This is a genomic window from Pseudomonas serbica, from assembly GCF_028823535.1.
Classification (GTDB): Bacteria; Pseudomonadota; Gammaproteobacteria; order Pseudomonadales; family Pseudomonadaceae; genus Aquipseudomonas; species Aquipseudomonas serbica.
Genome location: NZ_JAQIYM010000012.1, coordinates 154,253 through 168,132 on the forward strand (window position 1 = coordinate 154,253; position 13,880 = coordinate 168,132).

Below are 13,880 nucleotides of genomic sequence, written 5' to 3' on the forward strand. Positions count from 1 at the left end.
CGAGAGTTCAACCAATGAATGCGGGTATATCGCGTCCTGATTATATTTTTTTTGTGCAGGAAAACTTACCGTACTCGATGGCGGTCTATCCAACCGCACATTGAGTGATTTATCTCCAGAGGTTCTAAGCAGATGGCAGCAGTACTCGTCGGTCAGTTCCATGCAAGAGACGCGGAAGGCCGCATTTATTCCGTACATGAGTTCCAGGAATCCACCCCGCCGGTAGACGGTTTTGCCGGTTCGACGCCCGTCACCACCTACAAGCTGGCCATTGGCGATCGCGTGAACAAGCTCGATGAAAACGAATTCATGCTGGTGCAGTCGGGCGTGACTATCACCCGCGAACCGGTAAACGTCGTTTCATAACTCGATGTTATGAGCAGAAGGCAGATGCGCAGACTTGGGTTAGGATTCAGTTGCTGACTCCTTCACCTGCTGAACATGGACTTCACGCATGCGCTTACGCCATATCGAAGTGATCCAGGCGCTCCTGCAGACCGGTCACCTGGGCACCGCCGCCGAATGGCTGCAGTTGCCGGTGGCCGAAGTCGAACGCATCTTGCGTGACGCCGAGGATCAGTTGGGTTTCATGCTGTTCGCCAGTGTTCGCGGGCGCCTGCAGGCCACACGTGAAGCGCGGGAGTTGCAGGTTGAAATCACCCGTGTCTACGATGCCCTCGAACCGCTGCAGCGCCTGGCCAATAGCCTGCGGCAATACCTGGCGCCACCGCTGCGTATCATCTGCACCCCGCCCCTGGCCCAGCATCTGTTGCCGCAAAGCATCGCTGCCCTGCGCCGACGCCTGCCCGACGCACCTTGCACCCTCTTGAGTCAACCCACCCGCGACATCGTCCGAAGCCTGCTGCTGCGCGAAAGCGATCTGGGCCTGAGCCTGCATGATCCCGATCACGCCGATATTCATTGCCAGCCGATCGCCCAGGGCAAGCTGCAACTGCTCGCCCCCCACGGCTGGCTGCAACCCAAACAGAAATACATCTCGCTACAGGACCTGGCCGGCCAGGCGATGGTGGGCCTGGAAGGCAATGACCCGCTCAGCCCGGCACTTGAACACAAACTGCATGCCCTGCGGCCGGCCCCGGTCATACAGACCCGGGTGCAGACTCACCAGATGATGCGCAGCATGGTCGAGGCCGGCGAAGGCCTGGCCATTGTCGACCCTTTCACCGCCCTCGGCGCCAAAGGGGGCGGACTCGATGCCTGCCCGCTGGCACCGGCCGTACCGGTCAGCCTTTATGCCCTGACGCTGAAGAACGGCGAGCCCTCGCCCGCCGTCCAGGCGTTGCTAACGATCATCACGGAACAAGCCGTGGTGATGTTGGCGAACTGATCGGGTGTTCCAGCGGGTTGTCGAACAATCGATACCAGAACAGCGCCACTTCGGCAGTGTTGGGATCAATACCCCGATAACGCAGATGGTCAATGCCGCCGACCACGTAACCGCAACGCTCGTATAACCGGCAGGCACCCAGGTTGTTGTTCTGGGTTTCGAGCATGATGCCAGGCAGTTTCTTCTTGCGACTCCAGAACTGCGCCACATCCAGCAACGCCTTGGCCACACCGTGTCGCCTGGCCGGTGCATGCACCGCCAGTTCGTCGATATGGGCAAAGCCATTCCAATTGGTACTGATCACCAGGTGGCCCACGGGTTCATCGTCCAGGTACGCCATGAAAATCGCACTGTCGGGGGCATCGCGAAAGCTGCTGAACTCCTCCGGATCGATGCCATAGCACTTGCGATAAGGGGTGATTGGCGTGACCCGCCACTGCTCCACGGGGTGTCCTATTGCGGGAGTACCGTAGGCGGCGACTTCAAAACTGAAATCACTGCCCCAGATGTAGGCGGCAAAGCCCTCGTCGGCCACACGCACCGACAGCCCTGGGTAATTCGGATTCATGACCGGTTGCATACTGGGAAAGGTCCTCATTCCTTGATGCAATCGACGGTGTAGTGCCGTCCATTGCCCTCGTCTTCATGTTGCAATCCATGCACGTCAGCGACGAAACCCGGGAAGCTGCTGTCGAACGTGCGAGCAAACGCCAGGTAGTCGATGATCGAGCGGGTCGCCTCGGTAAATCGCTCGCCGGGCATGATCAACGGAATGCCCGGCGGGTATGGCACCAGCATGACGGCTGCGATGCGCCCCTGCAGGGCATCGATCGAGACCGCTTCGACTTCGCCACGTACTAACTGATCATAGGCGTCCGCCGGCTTCATGGCGATTTGCGGCAGCACCGTGTACATCCGCTTGAGGTGCTTGGCCGTGGCATTACTGCGATAACAGGCGTGCAACTGATCGCACAGGTCACGCAAGCCCATGCCCTGATAGCGCGCACCATGCTGCTGCGCGACGCAAGGCAAGCAGCTGGCCAGGCTGACGTTGGCGTCGTAGCTGCGCTTGAACTCCAGCAGCTCGGTCAGCAGCGTGCTCCACTTGCCCTTGGTGATGCCCATCGAGAACAACACCAGGAACGAATAAAGCCCGGTCTTTTCGACTACCAGCCCGCGTTCCCAAAGAAACTTGCTGACCACCGCCGCCGGAATTCCGCGTTCGCTGAGCGCGCCGCCCGCGGTCAGGCCCGGCATCACCAGGCTGACCTTGATCGGATCGAGCAAGACATAATCATCGCTCACCTCGCCAAAGCCGTGCCAGTCATCCGCCGGGTGCAATAGCCAGTCCGCGGTCACCACCCGGTCGATACCTTCCACCGACGGCGGCTGCCAGATGGAAAACCACCAATCGTCGGCGGCGATGTGCTGGCGCAGATTAGCCAGTGCCCGGCGAAAACTCAGGGCTTCGTCGAACATTTCCTGCAACAGCGAACGCCCGGCCCCGCCCTCCATCATCGCCGACGCCACATCCAGCGAAGCGATGATGCCGTACTGTGGCGACGTGGAAATGTGCATCATGAAGGCTTCGTTGAATCGATCGCGGTCCAGCTGCCGGGCGCCACCGTCCTGCACATGAATCATCGACGCCTGGCTGAAGGCCGCCAGCAACTTGTGCGTGGAATGGGTAGTGAATACCAGCGGACTGTCTTCACTGCGCGACGTGCCCATGCCGTAGCGCCCGGCAAAGAACTCATGGAACGCCGCGTAGGCGTACCAGGCCTCGTCAAAGTGCAAGACCTCGACACTGTTGCCCAACTGCTGCTTGATCAGCTCGGCGTTGTAGCAGAGGCCGTCATAGGTCGAATTGGTCACCACCGCCAGCTTGACCTTTGGCGCGCGGCCCCGGGTCAACGGACTGGCGTCGATCTTGGCCTGGATCGATTCGCGGCTGAACTCGCTCAGTGGAATCGGCCCGATGATCCCCAGCTCGTTGCGCTCCGGGCACAGATACAGCGGGATGGCACCGGTCATGATGATCGAGTGCAACACCGACTTGTGGCAATTGCGGTCCACCAGCACCAGGTCGTCACGAGCGACCATGGAGTGCCAGACGATCTTGTTCGCAGTCGAGGTGCCGTTGATCACGAAGAAGGTGTGATCGGCGCCAAAGTTACGGGCCGCACGCGCCTCCGCCTCGGCCAGGGGCCCGGTGTGGTCCAGCAGCGAGCCCAGTTCCGGCACCGATACCGATAAATCCGAACGCAGGGTGTTTTCCCCGAAAAACTGGTGGAACGCCTGCCCCACCGGGCTTTTGTGATACGCCACCCCTCCGCCGTGACCGGGTGTGTGCCAGGAATAGTTGGAATCGGCGGTGTGCTGCACCAACGCCTTGAAGAATGGCGGCAGCAAGCCATCCAGGTACTTGCGCGCGGCTCGCGCCACCTGGCGTGCAAGGAAAGGTACGGTGTCTTCGAACAAGTAGAGAATACCGCGCAACTGGTTGAGCTCGGCCATGGCATCGGCAGGCGCGTTTTCCAGGGTCACTTGCTCACCCAGGGCGAAGATGGGCAAATCCGGCGCGCGCACCCTCGCCAGCCCGATCAGCTCGGCCATATTCTGTAACAGATGCGAATGAGCACTGGCGTCTTCTGCCGCAATCAGCATGCACGAAAGGCCGTGATGGGTCGAAGCCACCAGCCTGCCTTCGGTGTAATCCATCGCCGAGACGATACTGAAACCTTCCTGCTCCAGTTCCCTGGCGATACCCCGCACGCGATCGCCAGCGACGGTGTCGGCCTTGATGTCGCGATGGACGATCAGGACCGGGAATTTCAGATCTTTATACATGGTGCTCAGTGTCCTGAGGCGGCAGGCTAGAGACTGCCAATCACCTCAGGGTAGAGGGTTGGAGCGGATGTGGCGAGTTCGACGCACTGAAATGGGTCAGCTGCGCCTTATCAAGGGCAGGATCTACGCCGAGGCCTTGGCCTCTGCCAACTGCAGCCACAGCGCCGGCCCACCGGCGGACTTGCTGATGATTTCCAGGCGAGCCATGTGCTGGGCCAGGTCCTCTTCACTGGCGCGAATGATGCGCGTTGGCTGGCGGTCGGCTGGCAGGCGGCGGATTTCCGTGGCGGAGTTGTCCGCCCCCTCACCCGAGCCATTGCCGTCCGAGGCATTGCCCGCCAGGGACAGGCTGGTCTGGCCGCCGGTCATGGTCAGGTAGACGTCGGCCAGGATCTCGGAGTCGAGCAAGGCGCCGTGCAGCTCACGGCCGGAGTTGTCGACGCCATAGCGCTTGCACAAGGCATCGAGGCTGTTGCGCTGCCCTGGGTGACGTTCCCGGGCCATCAACAGGGTGTCGAGGATCGAGCAGTGTTGCGTGATGTCCGCGCGATCGTGCTGGCCCATCAGGGCAAATTCGTTGTTGATGAAGCCAACGTCGAATGCCGCGTTATGGATGATCAGCTGCGCGCCCTTGATGAACTCGAAGAACTCTTCGGCCACCTCGGCGAAGCGCGGCTTGCCCACCAGGAACTCGTTGGTGATGCCGTGGACGCCGATGGCACCTTCGTCACTTTCGCGATCCGGTTGCAGGTAAACGTGAAAATGCCGGCCGGTCAGGCGCCGTCCGACCAACTCGACACAACCGATTTCGATAATCCGGTGGCCGTCGGTCACCGGCATGCCGGTGGTTTCGGTATCGAGTACAACGGATCTGGTGGCCATCGGGTGCTCAGCTCTCAATCGGTCAATCGTGCAAAAGCGGCGATGTTAACACGCCTGCCGGGGTCTTTCAGATAGAGCGTGTCGCCCCCTTCGCGAGCAAGCCCGCTCCCACACTGGATCGCTGGGGAGTGCAAGATTTGCGCTCAAGGAGATCAAATGTGGGAGCGGGCTTGCTCGCGAAGGTCGCGACTCGGTGCATCGGTCGAGCTCAAATCACGCTTGCTTGAAGCCACGCACTTCATCCACGCCACGGTTGGCCAGTTGGTCGGCCCGTTCGTTGCCGTGATGGCCAATGTGCCCACGTACCCATTTCCAGGTGACGTTATGGCGATTGACCTGCTCGTCGAGCAACTTCCACAGGTCGGCGTTTTTAACCGGCTCTTTCGCGGCGGTTTTCCAGCCGCGCTTTTTCCAGTTGGCCATCCACTCGTTGATGCCTTTCATCACGTATTGGGAGTCGGTTACCAGCAATACGTCGCACGATCGCTTGAGTTCTTCCAGGCCGCGAATCGCGCCCATCAGTTCCATGCGGTTGTTGGTGGTGTTGGCTTCGCCGCCCCAAAGTTCCTTCTCGACCCCCTTGCACACCAGCAATGCGCCCCATCCGCCAGGACCAGGGTTGCCCTTGCAGGCGCCATCGGTGAAGAGTTCTACGCTATCGCTCATGCCAATCTATCCAGAAAAATACAGTGGCTCGCCAATCGATGATCGACGACGCCCAGGACCGGGTTTTACCCCGGCCGGAAAAAAGGGAGTATCACGGTTCGATGTTGCGACGATTGACCTTGGCCATCGGCAACGGGATCAGCTTGCCCATCGGCTCGCGACGTTCCTGACGGACTGGCCGCAGGCCCACCACGATCTTGCGCGCGACCAATAGATAGAAGCCGCCACCGCCCAGCTGCCAGTCACCGGCCTTGCGCTCCCAACCGGCCAGACGAGTCTGCCAGGTGGGCGAAGCCAGCGGCGGACGATAGCACCCGAAGCGGCGTTTCTCCAGCGCGAACCCCAGCAGGTTCAACCAGTCGGCCACCCGCGACGGGGATATGCAGCGCGCTTTGCGCAAGCCGTCATGGGCAAATACGTGACGCAACCCCCAGGTGCTCCAGGGATTGATGCCGATGATCAGCAAGTGCCCACCTGGCCGCACACTGCTCGCCGCCTCGCGCAGCAAACCGTGGGGCGACAGGCAGAAATCCAGCCCGTGCTGCAGCACCACCACATCGGCGGCATGCTCACTGAGCGGCCAGGCCTGTTCCTCGCAGACGATCTCGACCCCGGGCAACGGCGCACCCAGGCGCACGTTGCGCTGCACCTGCGGCGCCGACGGCGGCGTCTGGGCCGACGGCCCGTAATGCACCAGGTAGCCACCGAAGAAGCGCCCCAGCTCGTCTTCGAGCATGCGCCGTTCTTCATCCAGCAGCAATTGCCCGAGGGGGCCGGACAGCCACTCACGGGCTGCGCTGATCAACGCCAGCCAGTCAGGATCAGCCTGAGCGAACGCTTTATCGGTCATTGCATTCTCCAACGCGCCAGGAAGTTCTAAGATGCGCCATTGTTTTCCGCTTGGCGAATCCGACGATGATACAGATCACTGCCCTGCCCGCCTTCACCGACAACTACATCTGGTTGTTACAAGATCCCCGTACCCACCGCTGTGCGGTGGTCGATCCGGGCGATGCCGCGCCAGTACAAGCCTGGCTCAAGGACAACCCGCAATGGACCTTGAGCGATATTCTGATCACTCACCACCACCATGACCATGTCGGCGGCGTCGAAGCGCTGAAGAAAGCGACAGACGCGACCGTCTACGGCCCGGCCAGCGAAAACATCCCGGCGCGGGACGTGGCCCTCGAGGACAACGATCGCATCAATGTGCTAGGCCATGATTTCGACATCATCGCTGTTCCCGGCCATACCCTGGGACACATTGCCTATTATCACACCGGCCTGCTGTTTTGTGGCGACACCCTCTTCGCCGCCGGCTGCGGACGCCTGTTCGAAGGCACGCCAAGGCAAATGTACAGCTCGTTGTCGCGCCTCGCCGCCCTGCCCGGGGAAACGCAGGTGTTCTGTACCCATGAGTACACCCTGAGCAATCTGCGCTTCGCTGTCGCGGTCGAACCCGGCAACGTCGACACCCTCGAACGCCTGGCCAGCGTGACCCGCCAGCGGGAAGCCGGGGTCATCACGCTGCCCTCCACGGTGGCCCTGGAAAAGCGTACAAATCCGTTTTTGCGCACCGGCGAAACATCCGTTAAAGAAAAAGCGGATGAACGGACCGGCACCGATAACTCCGCGCCCGATATGGTTTTTGCTGCACTAAGGGCCTGGAAAGATACGTTCTGAGCTGTTTGCACGATGGTCCAAAAACTCTGAAAGGTTGACCGCAGAGGGTGCGCTTTCTAGAATCGCCCGACATTTTTGCCCGGAACTTACTTCCAGCCAATGTCGTCATCTATACGCAAAGCCATCAATTCGGACGCCCTCACCCGCCTGGCGCAAGCCATAGCGGTGGCTGTGTCCGCGACATTGGCGGGCTGTTCCAGTCATGCGCCGCAGACCGATGCGGCGCATACGCCGAACATTGCCGCGCGCGCCAAGCAGAAGCCCGTCTGGCTCAGCGAGAAACCCACACCGCAGGTTCCGCAGGATGTCTGGGAACGCATGCGCCAAGGCTTCCAGCTCCAGGACGGCCTGGGCGTCAACCCGCGCATCGAGCAACAGCGCCTGTGGTTCGCCAGCAATCCGTCCTTCCTCGAAAACGCCGGCGACCGCGGCAGCCTGTACATCCACTACATCGTCGAACGCCTCGAAGAGCGCAACATGCCGCTGGAACTGGCGCTGTTGCCAGTGATTGAAAGCGCCTACAACCCCATGGCCTATTCCCGGGCCAATGCGGTGGGCCTGTGGCAATTCATTCCCTCCACCGGGCGTTACTTCAACCTGCGCCAGACCCGTTTCTATGATGGCCGTCGCGACATCACCGCCTCGACCACGGCGGCCATGGATTACCTGACTCGCCTGCACGACATGTTCAACGGCGACTGGCTGCTGGCCCTGGCCGCCTACAACGCCGGTGAAGGCACGGTCAGCCGCGCCATCGAGCGCAACGAGAGACTCGGCCTGCCAACCGACTACTGGAACCTGCCACTGCCCGCCGAAACCCAGGCCTATGTGCCGAAGTTGCTGGCACTCTCGCAGGTGGTAATGGCGCCGGATGCCTACGGCGTGAACCTCAACCCGATCGCCAACGAACCGTATTTCCAGGTCGTCGAAATCAACCAGCGCATGGACCTGTCCAAGGTCGCCGCGGTGGCAAACATCGACGAAGACGAGCTGTTCCAGCTCAACCCCGCTTTCAAGCAGCGCACCACTATCGACGGTCCGCAGCACTTGCTCGTCCCCACGTCCAAGGCACAGCTACTGACCACCAGCCTGCAGACCATGCGCCCGGAAGAGTTGATCAGCAAGAAGCCGCTCAAACCGGTTTTCGAACGCTCGAACGATACTCAACTGGCGAGTGCCAAACGGAGCTATCGTGTCAAGCGCGGCGACAACCTGGGCTCCATTGCCAAGGCCAACAATGTCGCCGTCAAGGACCTGCAACGCTGGAACAAGCTGAGCGGCAAGAATCTCAAGCCGGGCCAGACGCTGGTCATGCAAGACACCAGCAAGCGCAACTCGGGGCGCATCAACACCGTGGTCGCGGCCAAGTCCAAGACCCAGAAGCCGCAGTCGCAATACAAGGTTCAGCAAGGCGACTCGCTGTACATGGTGGCCAAGCGCTTCAACGTTGAAATGCAGCACCTCAAGCGCTGGAATCCTCGTGTCGGCCAGGCGTTGAAGCCGGGGCAGATGCTGACGGTTTCCAACCCGCATTAAAAATGAGCCCCTGAATTCAGGGGCTTTTTTTATCCGCATGTTACCCGACCTCCCCGCACCGCCGTCGCACAACCGGCACCCCCATCAACCGCCGTCTTTTTCCTGTCCATACAAGCTGTTACTGTACGATCCACAATGCCCAAGCCGCCCGGATCGGATTCCTTATTTGAAGCGTCCCCTCCTCCCGCTCCTGATCAGCCTGGCCTTGAGCTCCACCGCAAGCGCGACGATCAGCGAAAGCCATGGTTATGCGCAGTTCGGCACGCTCAAGTACCCGGCCAGATTTACCCACTTCGACTGGGTCAACCCGCAAGCGCCCAAGGGCGGTACCTTGCGGGTCATGGCATTTGGCACCTTCGATACGCTCAACCCCTACACCTTCAAGGGCACCAGCCCGGTGACCACGGCGAATTTCCTGCAGTACGGCATCAACGAGCTGAACGAGCCGCTGATGGTCGGCACCGGCCAATACGCGCCCTCCGGGGACGAGCCGACCTCCAGTTACGGCCTGATCGCCCAGTCGGTGGAATACAGCGAGGACCGCAGCTGGGTGGTATTCAACCTGCGCCCCGAAGCACGCTTTCACGACGGCACGCCGATCACCGCCTACGACGTGGCATTTTCCTACCGCCTGCTGCTCAAGGAAGGTCATCCGCAATACCGCACCAACCTTCAGGAAGTGTTGCGTGTCGACATCCTCAATCCGCAGCGCATTCGTTTCGTCTTCAAGCGTGCCGGCAATCCCTTGCTGATCCTGCGCCTGGGGGAGTTGCCGGTGTTGCCGCAGCATTACTGGAAAGGTCGCGACTTCAAGGCGACCACCTTCGAACCGCCGCTGGGCAGCGGACCGTATCGCATCACATCGGTTAATCCAGGGCGCCAGATCGTGTTCGAGCGGGTCAAGGACTACTGGGGCAAGGATCTGCCGGTCAACCGGGGGAAGTACAACTTCGATCGCATGGAAGTCGAGTTCTACCGTGACAGCGACGTAGCGTTCGAAGCGTTCAAGGCTGGCGAGTTCGACATCTATATCGAGCACCAGGCGAAAAACTGGGCCACCGGCTATGGCTTCCCCGCGAGCCGCCGTGGCGAGGTGATCAAGGCGCAGATCCCGCACCAGATCCCGACCCAGACCCAGGGCCTGTTCATGAACAGCCGCCGCCCGATCTTCGCCGAGGCCAAGGTTCGCGAAGCACTGGGCCTGATGTTCGACTTCGAGTGGACCAACCGCACATTGTTCAGCGGCGCCTACAAACGCGCCATGAGTTACTACCCCAACAGCGAATTCACCGCCAGCGGGCTGCCGGTCGGCCATGAGTGGCTGTTGCTCAAGCCGTATCGCGAGCAATTGCCGGCCAAGCTGTTTACCGAGCCCTTCAGCCTGCCGCAGACCCAGGGCCAGGGCATCCCCCGGGAAACCATGCGCAAGGCCTTGACCCTGCTGGCCGAGGCCGGCTGGAAGCTCAATGGCCAGCGCCTGCAGAATGCGGCCGGGCAACCGCTGCGCCTGGAGATCCTGCTGGTCAATCCAAATCTGGAGCGCATCCTCCAGCCCTACGTCGAGAACCTTACCAGCATCGGCATCGATGCCAGGCTGCGCACGGTCGATCGGGCCCAGTACAAGCAGCGCCTCGATCAGTTCGATTTCGACATGATCCTGATGACCCTCAACCAGACCCTTAGCCCGGGCCTTGAGCAATGGCAGTACTTTCATTCCAGCCAGGTCGGGGTCAAGGGCAGCAAGAACTACGCGGGGATCGCCAATCCGCTGGTTGATCACCTGCTCGATCAACTGCTCGCGGCCAAGAGCCGTGACGAACAGGTCGCCGCCGGCAAGGCCCTCGACCGGGTATTGCTGTGGCAGCACTACATCATTCCCAACTGGTACCTCAATTATCACCGCCTGGCCTACCGCAACCGGCTGGCCTTCGTCACGACGCCGCCCTACACCCTGGGCCTGAGCGCGTGGTGGCTGAAATCTTCGGAGAAAGATCGATGAAATCCGCAAGCGCCCTGCTCCTGCAGGCCAGCGCACTGTTGTTCGCAGGGCTGGCCTGCGCCGCCCCGCAACATGCCCTGACCCTGTACAACGAGCCGCCGAAATACCCGGCCGACTTCAAACACTTCGATTACGTCGACCCGGACGCGCCCAAGGGTGGAAAATTCCGCCAGGCCGGGTTCGGCGGTTTCGACAGCCTCAACCCGTTCATCAGCAAGGGCGTGTCGGCTAACGACATCGACTTGATCTACGACACCCTGGCCCGGCAGAGCCTGGATGAACCTTTCACGGAATATGGCCTGATCGCCGGCAAGATCGAAAAAGCGCCGAACAACGATTGGGTGCGTTTCTACCTGCGGCCCGAAGCGCGCTTCCATGACGGCCATCCGGTACGCGCCGAAGACGTGGTTTTCAGCTTCCAGACCCTGGTCAAGGATGGCGCGCCGATGTACCGCGGTTATTACAGCGACGTCGCCGACGTGGTCGCCGAAGATCCGCTCACGGTGCTCTTCAAGTTCAAGCACAGCAACAACCGCGAACTGCCGCTGATCCTCGGACAGTTGCCGGTATTGCCCAAGCATTGGTGGGCCAGCCGCGACTTCAACAAGGGCAACCTGGAAGTGCCGCTGGGCAGCGGCCCGTACAAGGTCACCGAAGTCAAGGCCGGGCGCTCGGTGCGTTATGAGCGGGTCAAGGATTACTGGGGCAAGGACCTGCCGATCAACCGTGGTTTCTACAACTTCGACGTGATGACCACCGACTACTACCGCGACAACACCGTGGCGCTGGAAGCCCTGAAGGCCGGGCAGTTCGATTACTGGCTGGAGATGACCGCGAAGAACTGGGCCAACGCCTACAACATCCCGGCGGTGACCGAAGGCCGACTGATCAAGGAACAGATCCCCAACGGCAACCCCACCGGCATGCAGGGCTTCGTCTTCAACCTGCGCCGCCCTGTGTTCCAGGACGTGCGGGTGCGCCAGGCCCTGACCCTGCTGCTGGACTTCGAATGGACCAACAAGCAGTTGTTCAACAGTGCCTACGCGCGCACCCGCAGCTATTTCGAGAACTCGGAAATGGCCGCCACCGGCCTGCCGGACGCCGATCAGTTGGCGATCCTCGACCCGTTTCGCGGCAAGATTCCCGAGCAGGTGTTCAGCGAGGCGTTCGAGAACCCGGTGACCGACGCCAGCGGCATGATCCGCACCCAGCAACGCAAGGCTTACCAACTGCTGCAAGAAGCCGGCTGGCGCATCGTCGACGACAAGATGGTCGACGCCAACGGCAAACCGGTGAGCATCGAATTCCTCCTGGCCCAGACCGAATTCGAACGGGTGCTGCTACCGTTCAAGCGTAACCTGAGCGACCTTGGCATCGAGCTGGTGATTCGCCGTGTCGACGTCTCGCAGTACGTCAACCGAGTGCGCTCGCGGGACTTCGACATGATCGTCGGCAGCTTCCCGCAGTCCAATTCGCCGGGCAACGAACAGCGCGAGTTCTGGATGACGGCGGCCGCCGACAAGCCCGGCAGCCGCAACTCCATGGGCCTCAAGGACCCTGTGGTGGACCAGTTGGTCGAACAATTGATCAACGCCGACTCGCGCCGCAGCCTGGTGGCCCATGCTCGCGCCCTGGACCGGGTCCTGCAATGGGGCTATTACGTGATACCCAACTGGCACATCAAGACCTGGCGCGTGGCCTACTGGAACCACATCGGCCACCCCAAGGTCTCGCCTAAATACGACATCGGCGTCAACACCTGGTGGATCAAGCCTGATGCGAAACCGGCCATAGAGATCGAAACCAAATTGCAAGCCGACCCTGCGGGCATGGAGTAATCAGATGCTGGCGTATATTTTTCGGCGACTGCTGCTGATCATCCCGACACTGTTCGGCATTTTGCTGATCAACTTCGTTATCATCCAGGCCGCCCCCGGTGGCCCGGTGGAACAGATGATCGCCAAGCTCGAAGGCTTCGAAGGCGCCACCAGCCGCATCGCCGGCGGCGGTGCCGAGGTGTCGGTGGCCGGCTCAGCCTATCGTGGTGCACAAGGCCTGGACCCGGCGCTGATCAAGGAAATCGAGCACATGTACGGCTTCGACAAATCGGCGCCGGAACGCCTCTGGATCATGGTCAAGAACTATGCCTCCCTGGATTTCGGCGACAGCTTCTTCCGCGATGCCAAGGTGATCGACTTGATCAAGGAGAAGATGCCGGTGTCGATCTCGCTCGGACTGTGGAGCACCCTGATCATGTACCTGGTGTCGATCCCGCTGGGGATCGCCAAGGCCACCCGGCACGGCAGCCACTTCGACGTCTGGACCAGCTCGGCGATCATCGTCGGCTACGCGATCCCGGCGTTCCTGTTCGCCATCCTGCTGATCGTGGTGTTTGCCGGCGGCAGTTACCTGGACTGGTTCCCGTTGCGCGGGCTGACCTCGAACAACTTCGACGAGTTGAGCCTGGGCGGCAAGATCCTCGACTACTTCTGGCACCTGGCGCTGCCCGTGACTGCCCTGGTGATCGGCAACTTCGCGACCATGACCCTGCTGACCAAGAACAGCTTCCTCGATGAAATCAACAAGCAATACGTGGTCACCGCCAAGGCCAAGGGCCTGACCAATCACCGCGTGCTGTATGGCCACGTGTTTCGCAACGCCATGTTGCTGGTGATCGCCGGGTTCCCCTCGGCATTCATCGGCATCTTCTTCACAGGCTCGTTGCTGGTGGAAGTGATCTTCTCCCTCGACGGCCTCGGCCTGATGAGTTTCGAAGCGGCGATCAACCGCGATTACCCGGTGGTCTTTGGCACGCTGTTCATCTTCACCCTGCTGGGGCTGGTGGTGAAGCTGATCGGCGACCTCACCTACACCTTTGTCGATCCGCGCATCGACTTCGAAAGCCGGGAGCATTGA

12 protein-coding genes are annotated in these 13,880 nt (G+C 60.9%); 7 read left to right on the plus strand and 5 right to left on the minus strand.

Going from position 1 to position 13,880, the window contains the following annotated elements; genetic code table 11:
* The first annotated feature begins 132 nt into the window (after positions 1-132).
* Both NQL71_RS20750 and NQL71_RS20755 read left to right on the plus strand, forming a co-directional pair.
* Entirely contained in the window at positions 133-366 is a 234-nt protein-coding gene (locus tag NQL71_RS20750; RefSeq protein WP_077183794.1) for a hypothetical protein, read from the plus strand.
* Positions 367-454: 88 nt separating this feature from the next.
* On the plus strand, positions 455-1,348 hold the full coding sequence (locus NQL71_RS20755; protein WP_274643190.1) for a LysR family transcriptional regulator: 894 nt from the start codon (positions 455-457) through the stop codon (positions 1,346-1,348).
* On the opposite strand, the gene NQL71_RS20760 is transcribed toward NQL71_RS20755, so the two are convergent.
* The 5 genes from NQL71_RS20760 to NQL71_RS20780 all read right to left on the minus strand — a co-directional run bounded on the left by NQL71_RS20760 (position 1,314) and on the right by NQL71_RS20780 (position 6,596).
* A complete protein-coding gene (locus tag NQL71_RS20760; RefSeq protein WP_046818056.1) occupies positions 1,314-1,928 on the minus strand; it encodes a GNAT family N-acetyltransferase in 615 nt (204 codons plus the stop codon). The two genes, NQL71_RS20755 and NQL71_RS20760, sit on opposite strands and share 35 nt — an antisense overlap.
* 14 nt (positions 1,929-1,942) lie before the next feature.
* Positions 1,943-4,198 (minus strand): Orn/Lys/Arg family decarboxylase, encoded by a 2,256-nt coding sequence (ldcA, locus tag NQL71_RS20765; RefSeq protein WP_046818055.1) that lies wholly within the window; start codon positions 4,196-4,198, stop codon positions 1,943-1,945.
* A 123-nt stretch (positions 4,199-4,321) separates the two neighbouring features.
* Positions 4,322-5,080 carry a DNA polymerase III subunit epsilon gene (gene dnaQ / locus NQL71_RS20770; protein ID WP_046818054.1) on the minus strand — a complete coding sequence of 253 codons (759 nt, stop codon included), beginning with the start codon at positions 5,078-5,080 and terminating at the stop codon, positions 4,322-4,324.
* 213 nt (positions 5,081-5,293) lie between these two features.
* Complete coding sequence (rnhA, locus tag NQL71_RS20775) at positions 5,294-5,746, minus strand: ribonuclease HI (protein WP_008062270.1); 453 nt, start codon at positions 5,744-5,746, stop codon at positions 5,294-5,296.
* Between the two features lie 91 nt (positions 5,747-5,837).
* Positions 5,838-6,596, minus strand: coding sequence for a class I SAM-dependent methyltransferase (locus tag NQL71_RS20780; RefSeq protein ID WP_077183796.1), 759 nt, complete (start codon positions 6,594-6,596; stop codon positions 5,838-5,840).
* A gap of 65 nt (positions 6,597-6,661) precedes the next feature.
* Between NQL71_RS20780 and gloB the strand changes: the two genes are divergently transcribed.
* The 5 genes from gloB to NQL71_RS20805 all read left to right on the plus strand — a co-directional run bounded on the left by gloB (position 6,662) and on the right by NQL71_RS20805 (position 13,880).
* Entirely contained in the window at positions 6,662-7,429 is a 768-nt protein-coding gene (gloB, locus tag NQL71_RS20785; protein ID WP_046818052.1) for a hydroxyacylglutathione hydrolase, read from the plus strand.
* Positions 7,430-7,528: 99 nt separating this feature from the next.
* Positions 7,529-8,965: a transglycosylase SLT domain-containing protein gene (locus NQL71_RS20790; RefSeq protein WP_046818051.1), complete on the plus strand. Its 1,437-nt coding sequence runs from the start codon at positions 7,529-7,531 to the stop codon at positions 8,963-8,965.
* Between the two features lie 190 nt (positions 8,966-9,155).
* A complete protein-coding gene (locus NQL71_RS20795) occupies positions 9,156-10,964 on the plus strand; it encodes an extracellular solute-binding protein (protein WP_410454528.1) in 1,809 nt (602 codons plus the stop codon).
* Positions 10,961-12,802, plus strand: a complete 1,842-nt coding sequence (locus NQL71_RS20800; RefSeq protein WP_046818049.1) for an extracellular solute-binding protein — start codon at positions 10,961-10,963, stop codon at positions 12,800-12,802. The genes NQL71_RS20795 and NQL71_RS20800 overlap by 4 nt, the downstream gene beginning before the upstream one ends.
* Before the next feature lie 4 nt (positions 12,803-12,806).
* Positions 12,807-13,880: a microcin C ABC transporter permease YejB gene (locus tag NQL71_RS20805; protein WP_046818048.1), complete on the plus strand. Its 1,074-nt coding sequence runs from the start codon at positions 12,807-12,809 to the stop codon at positions 13,878-13,880.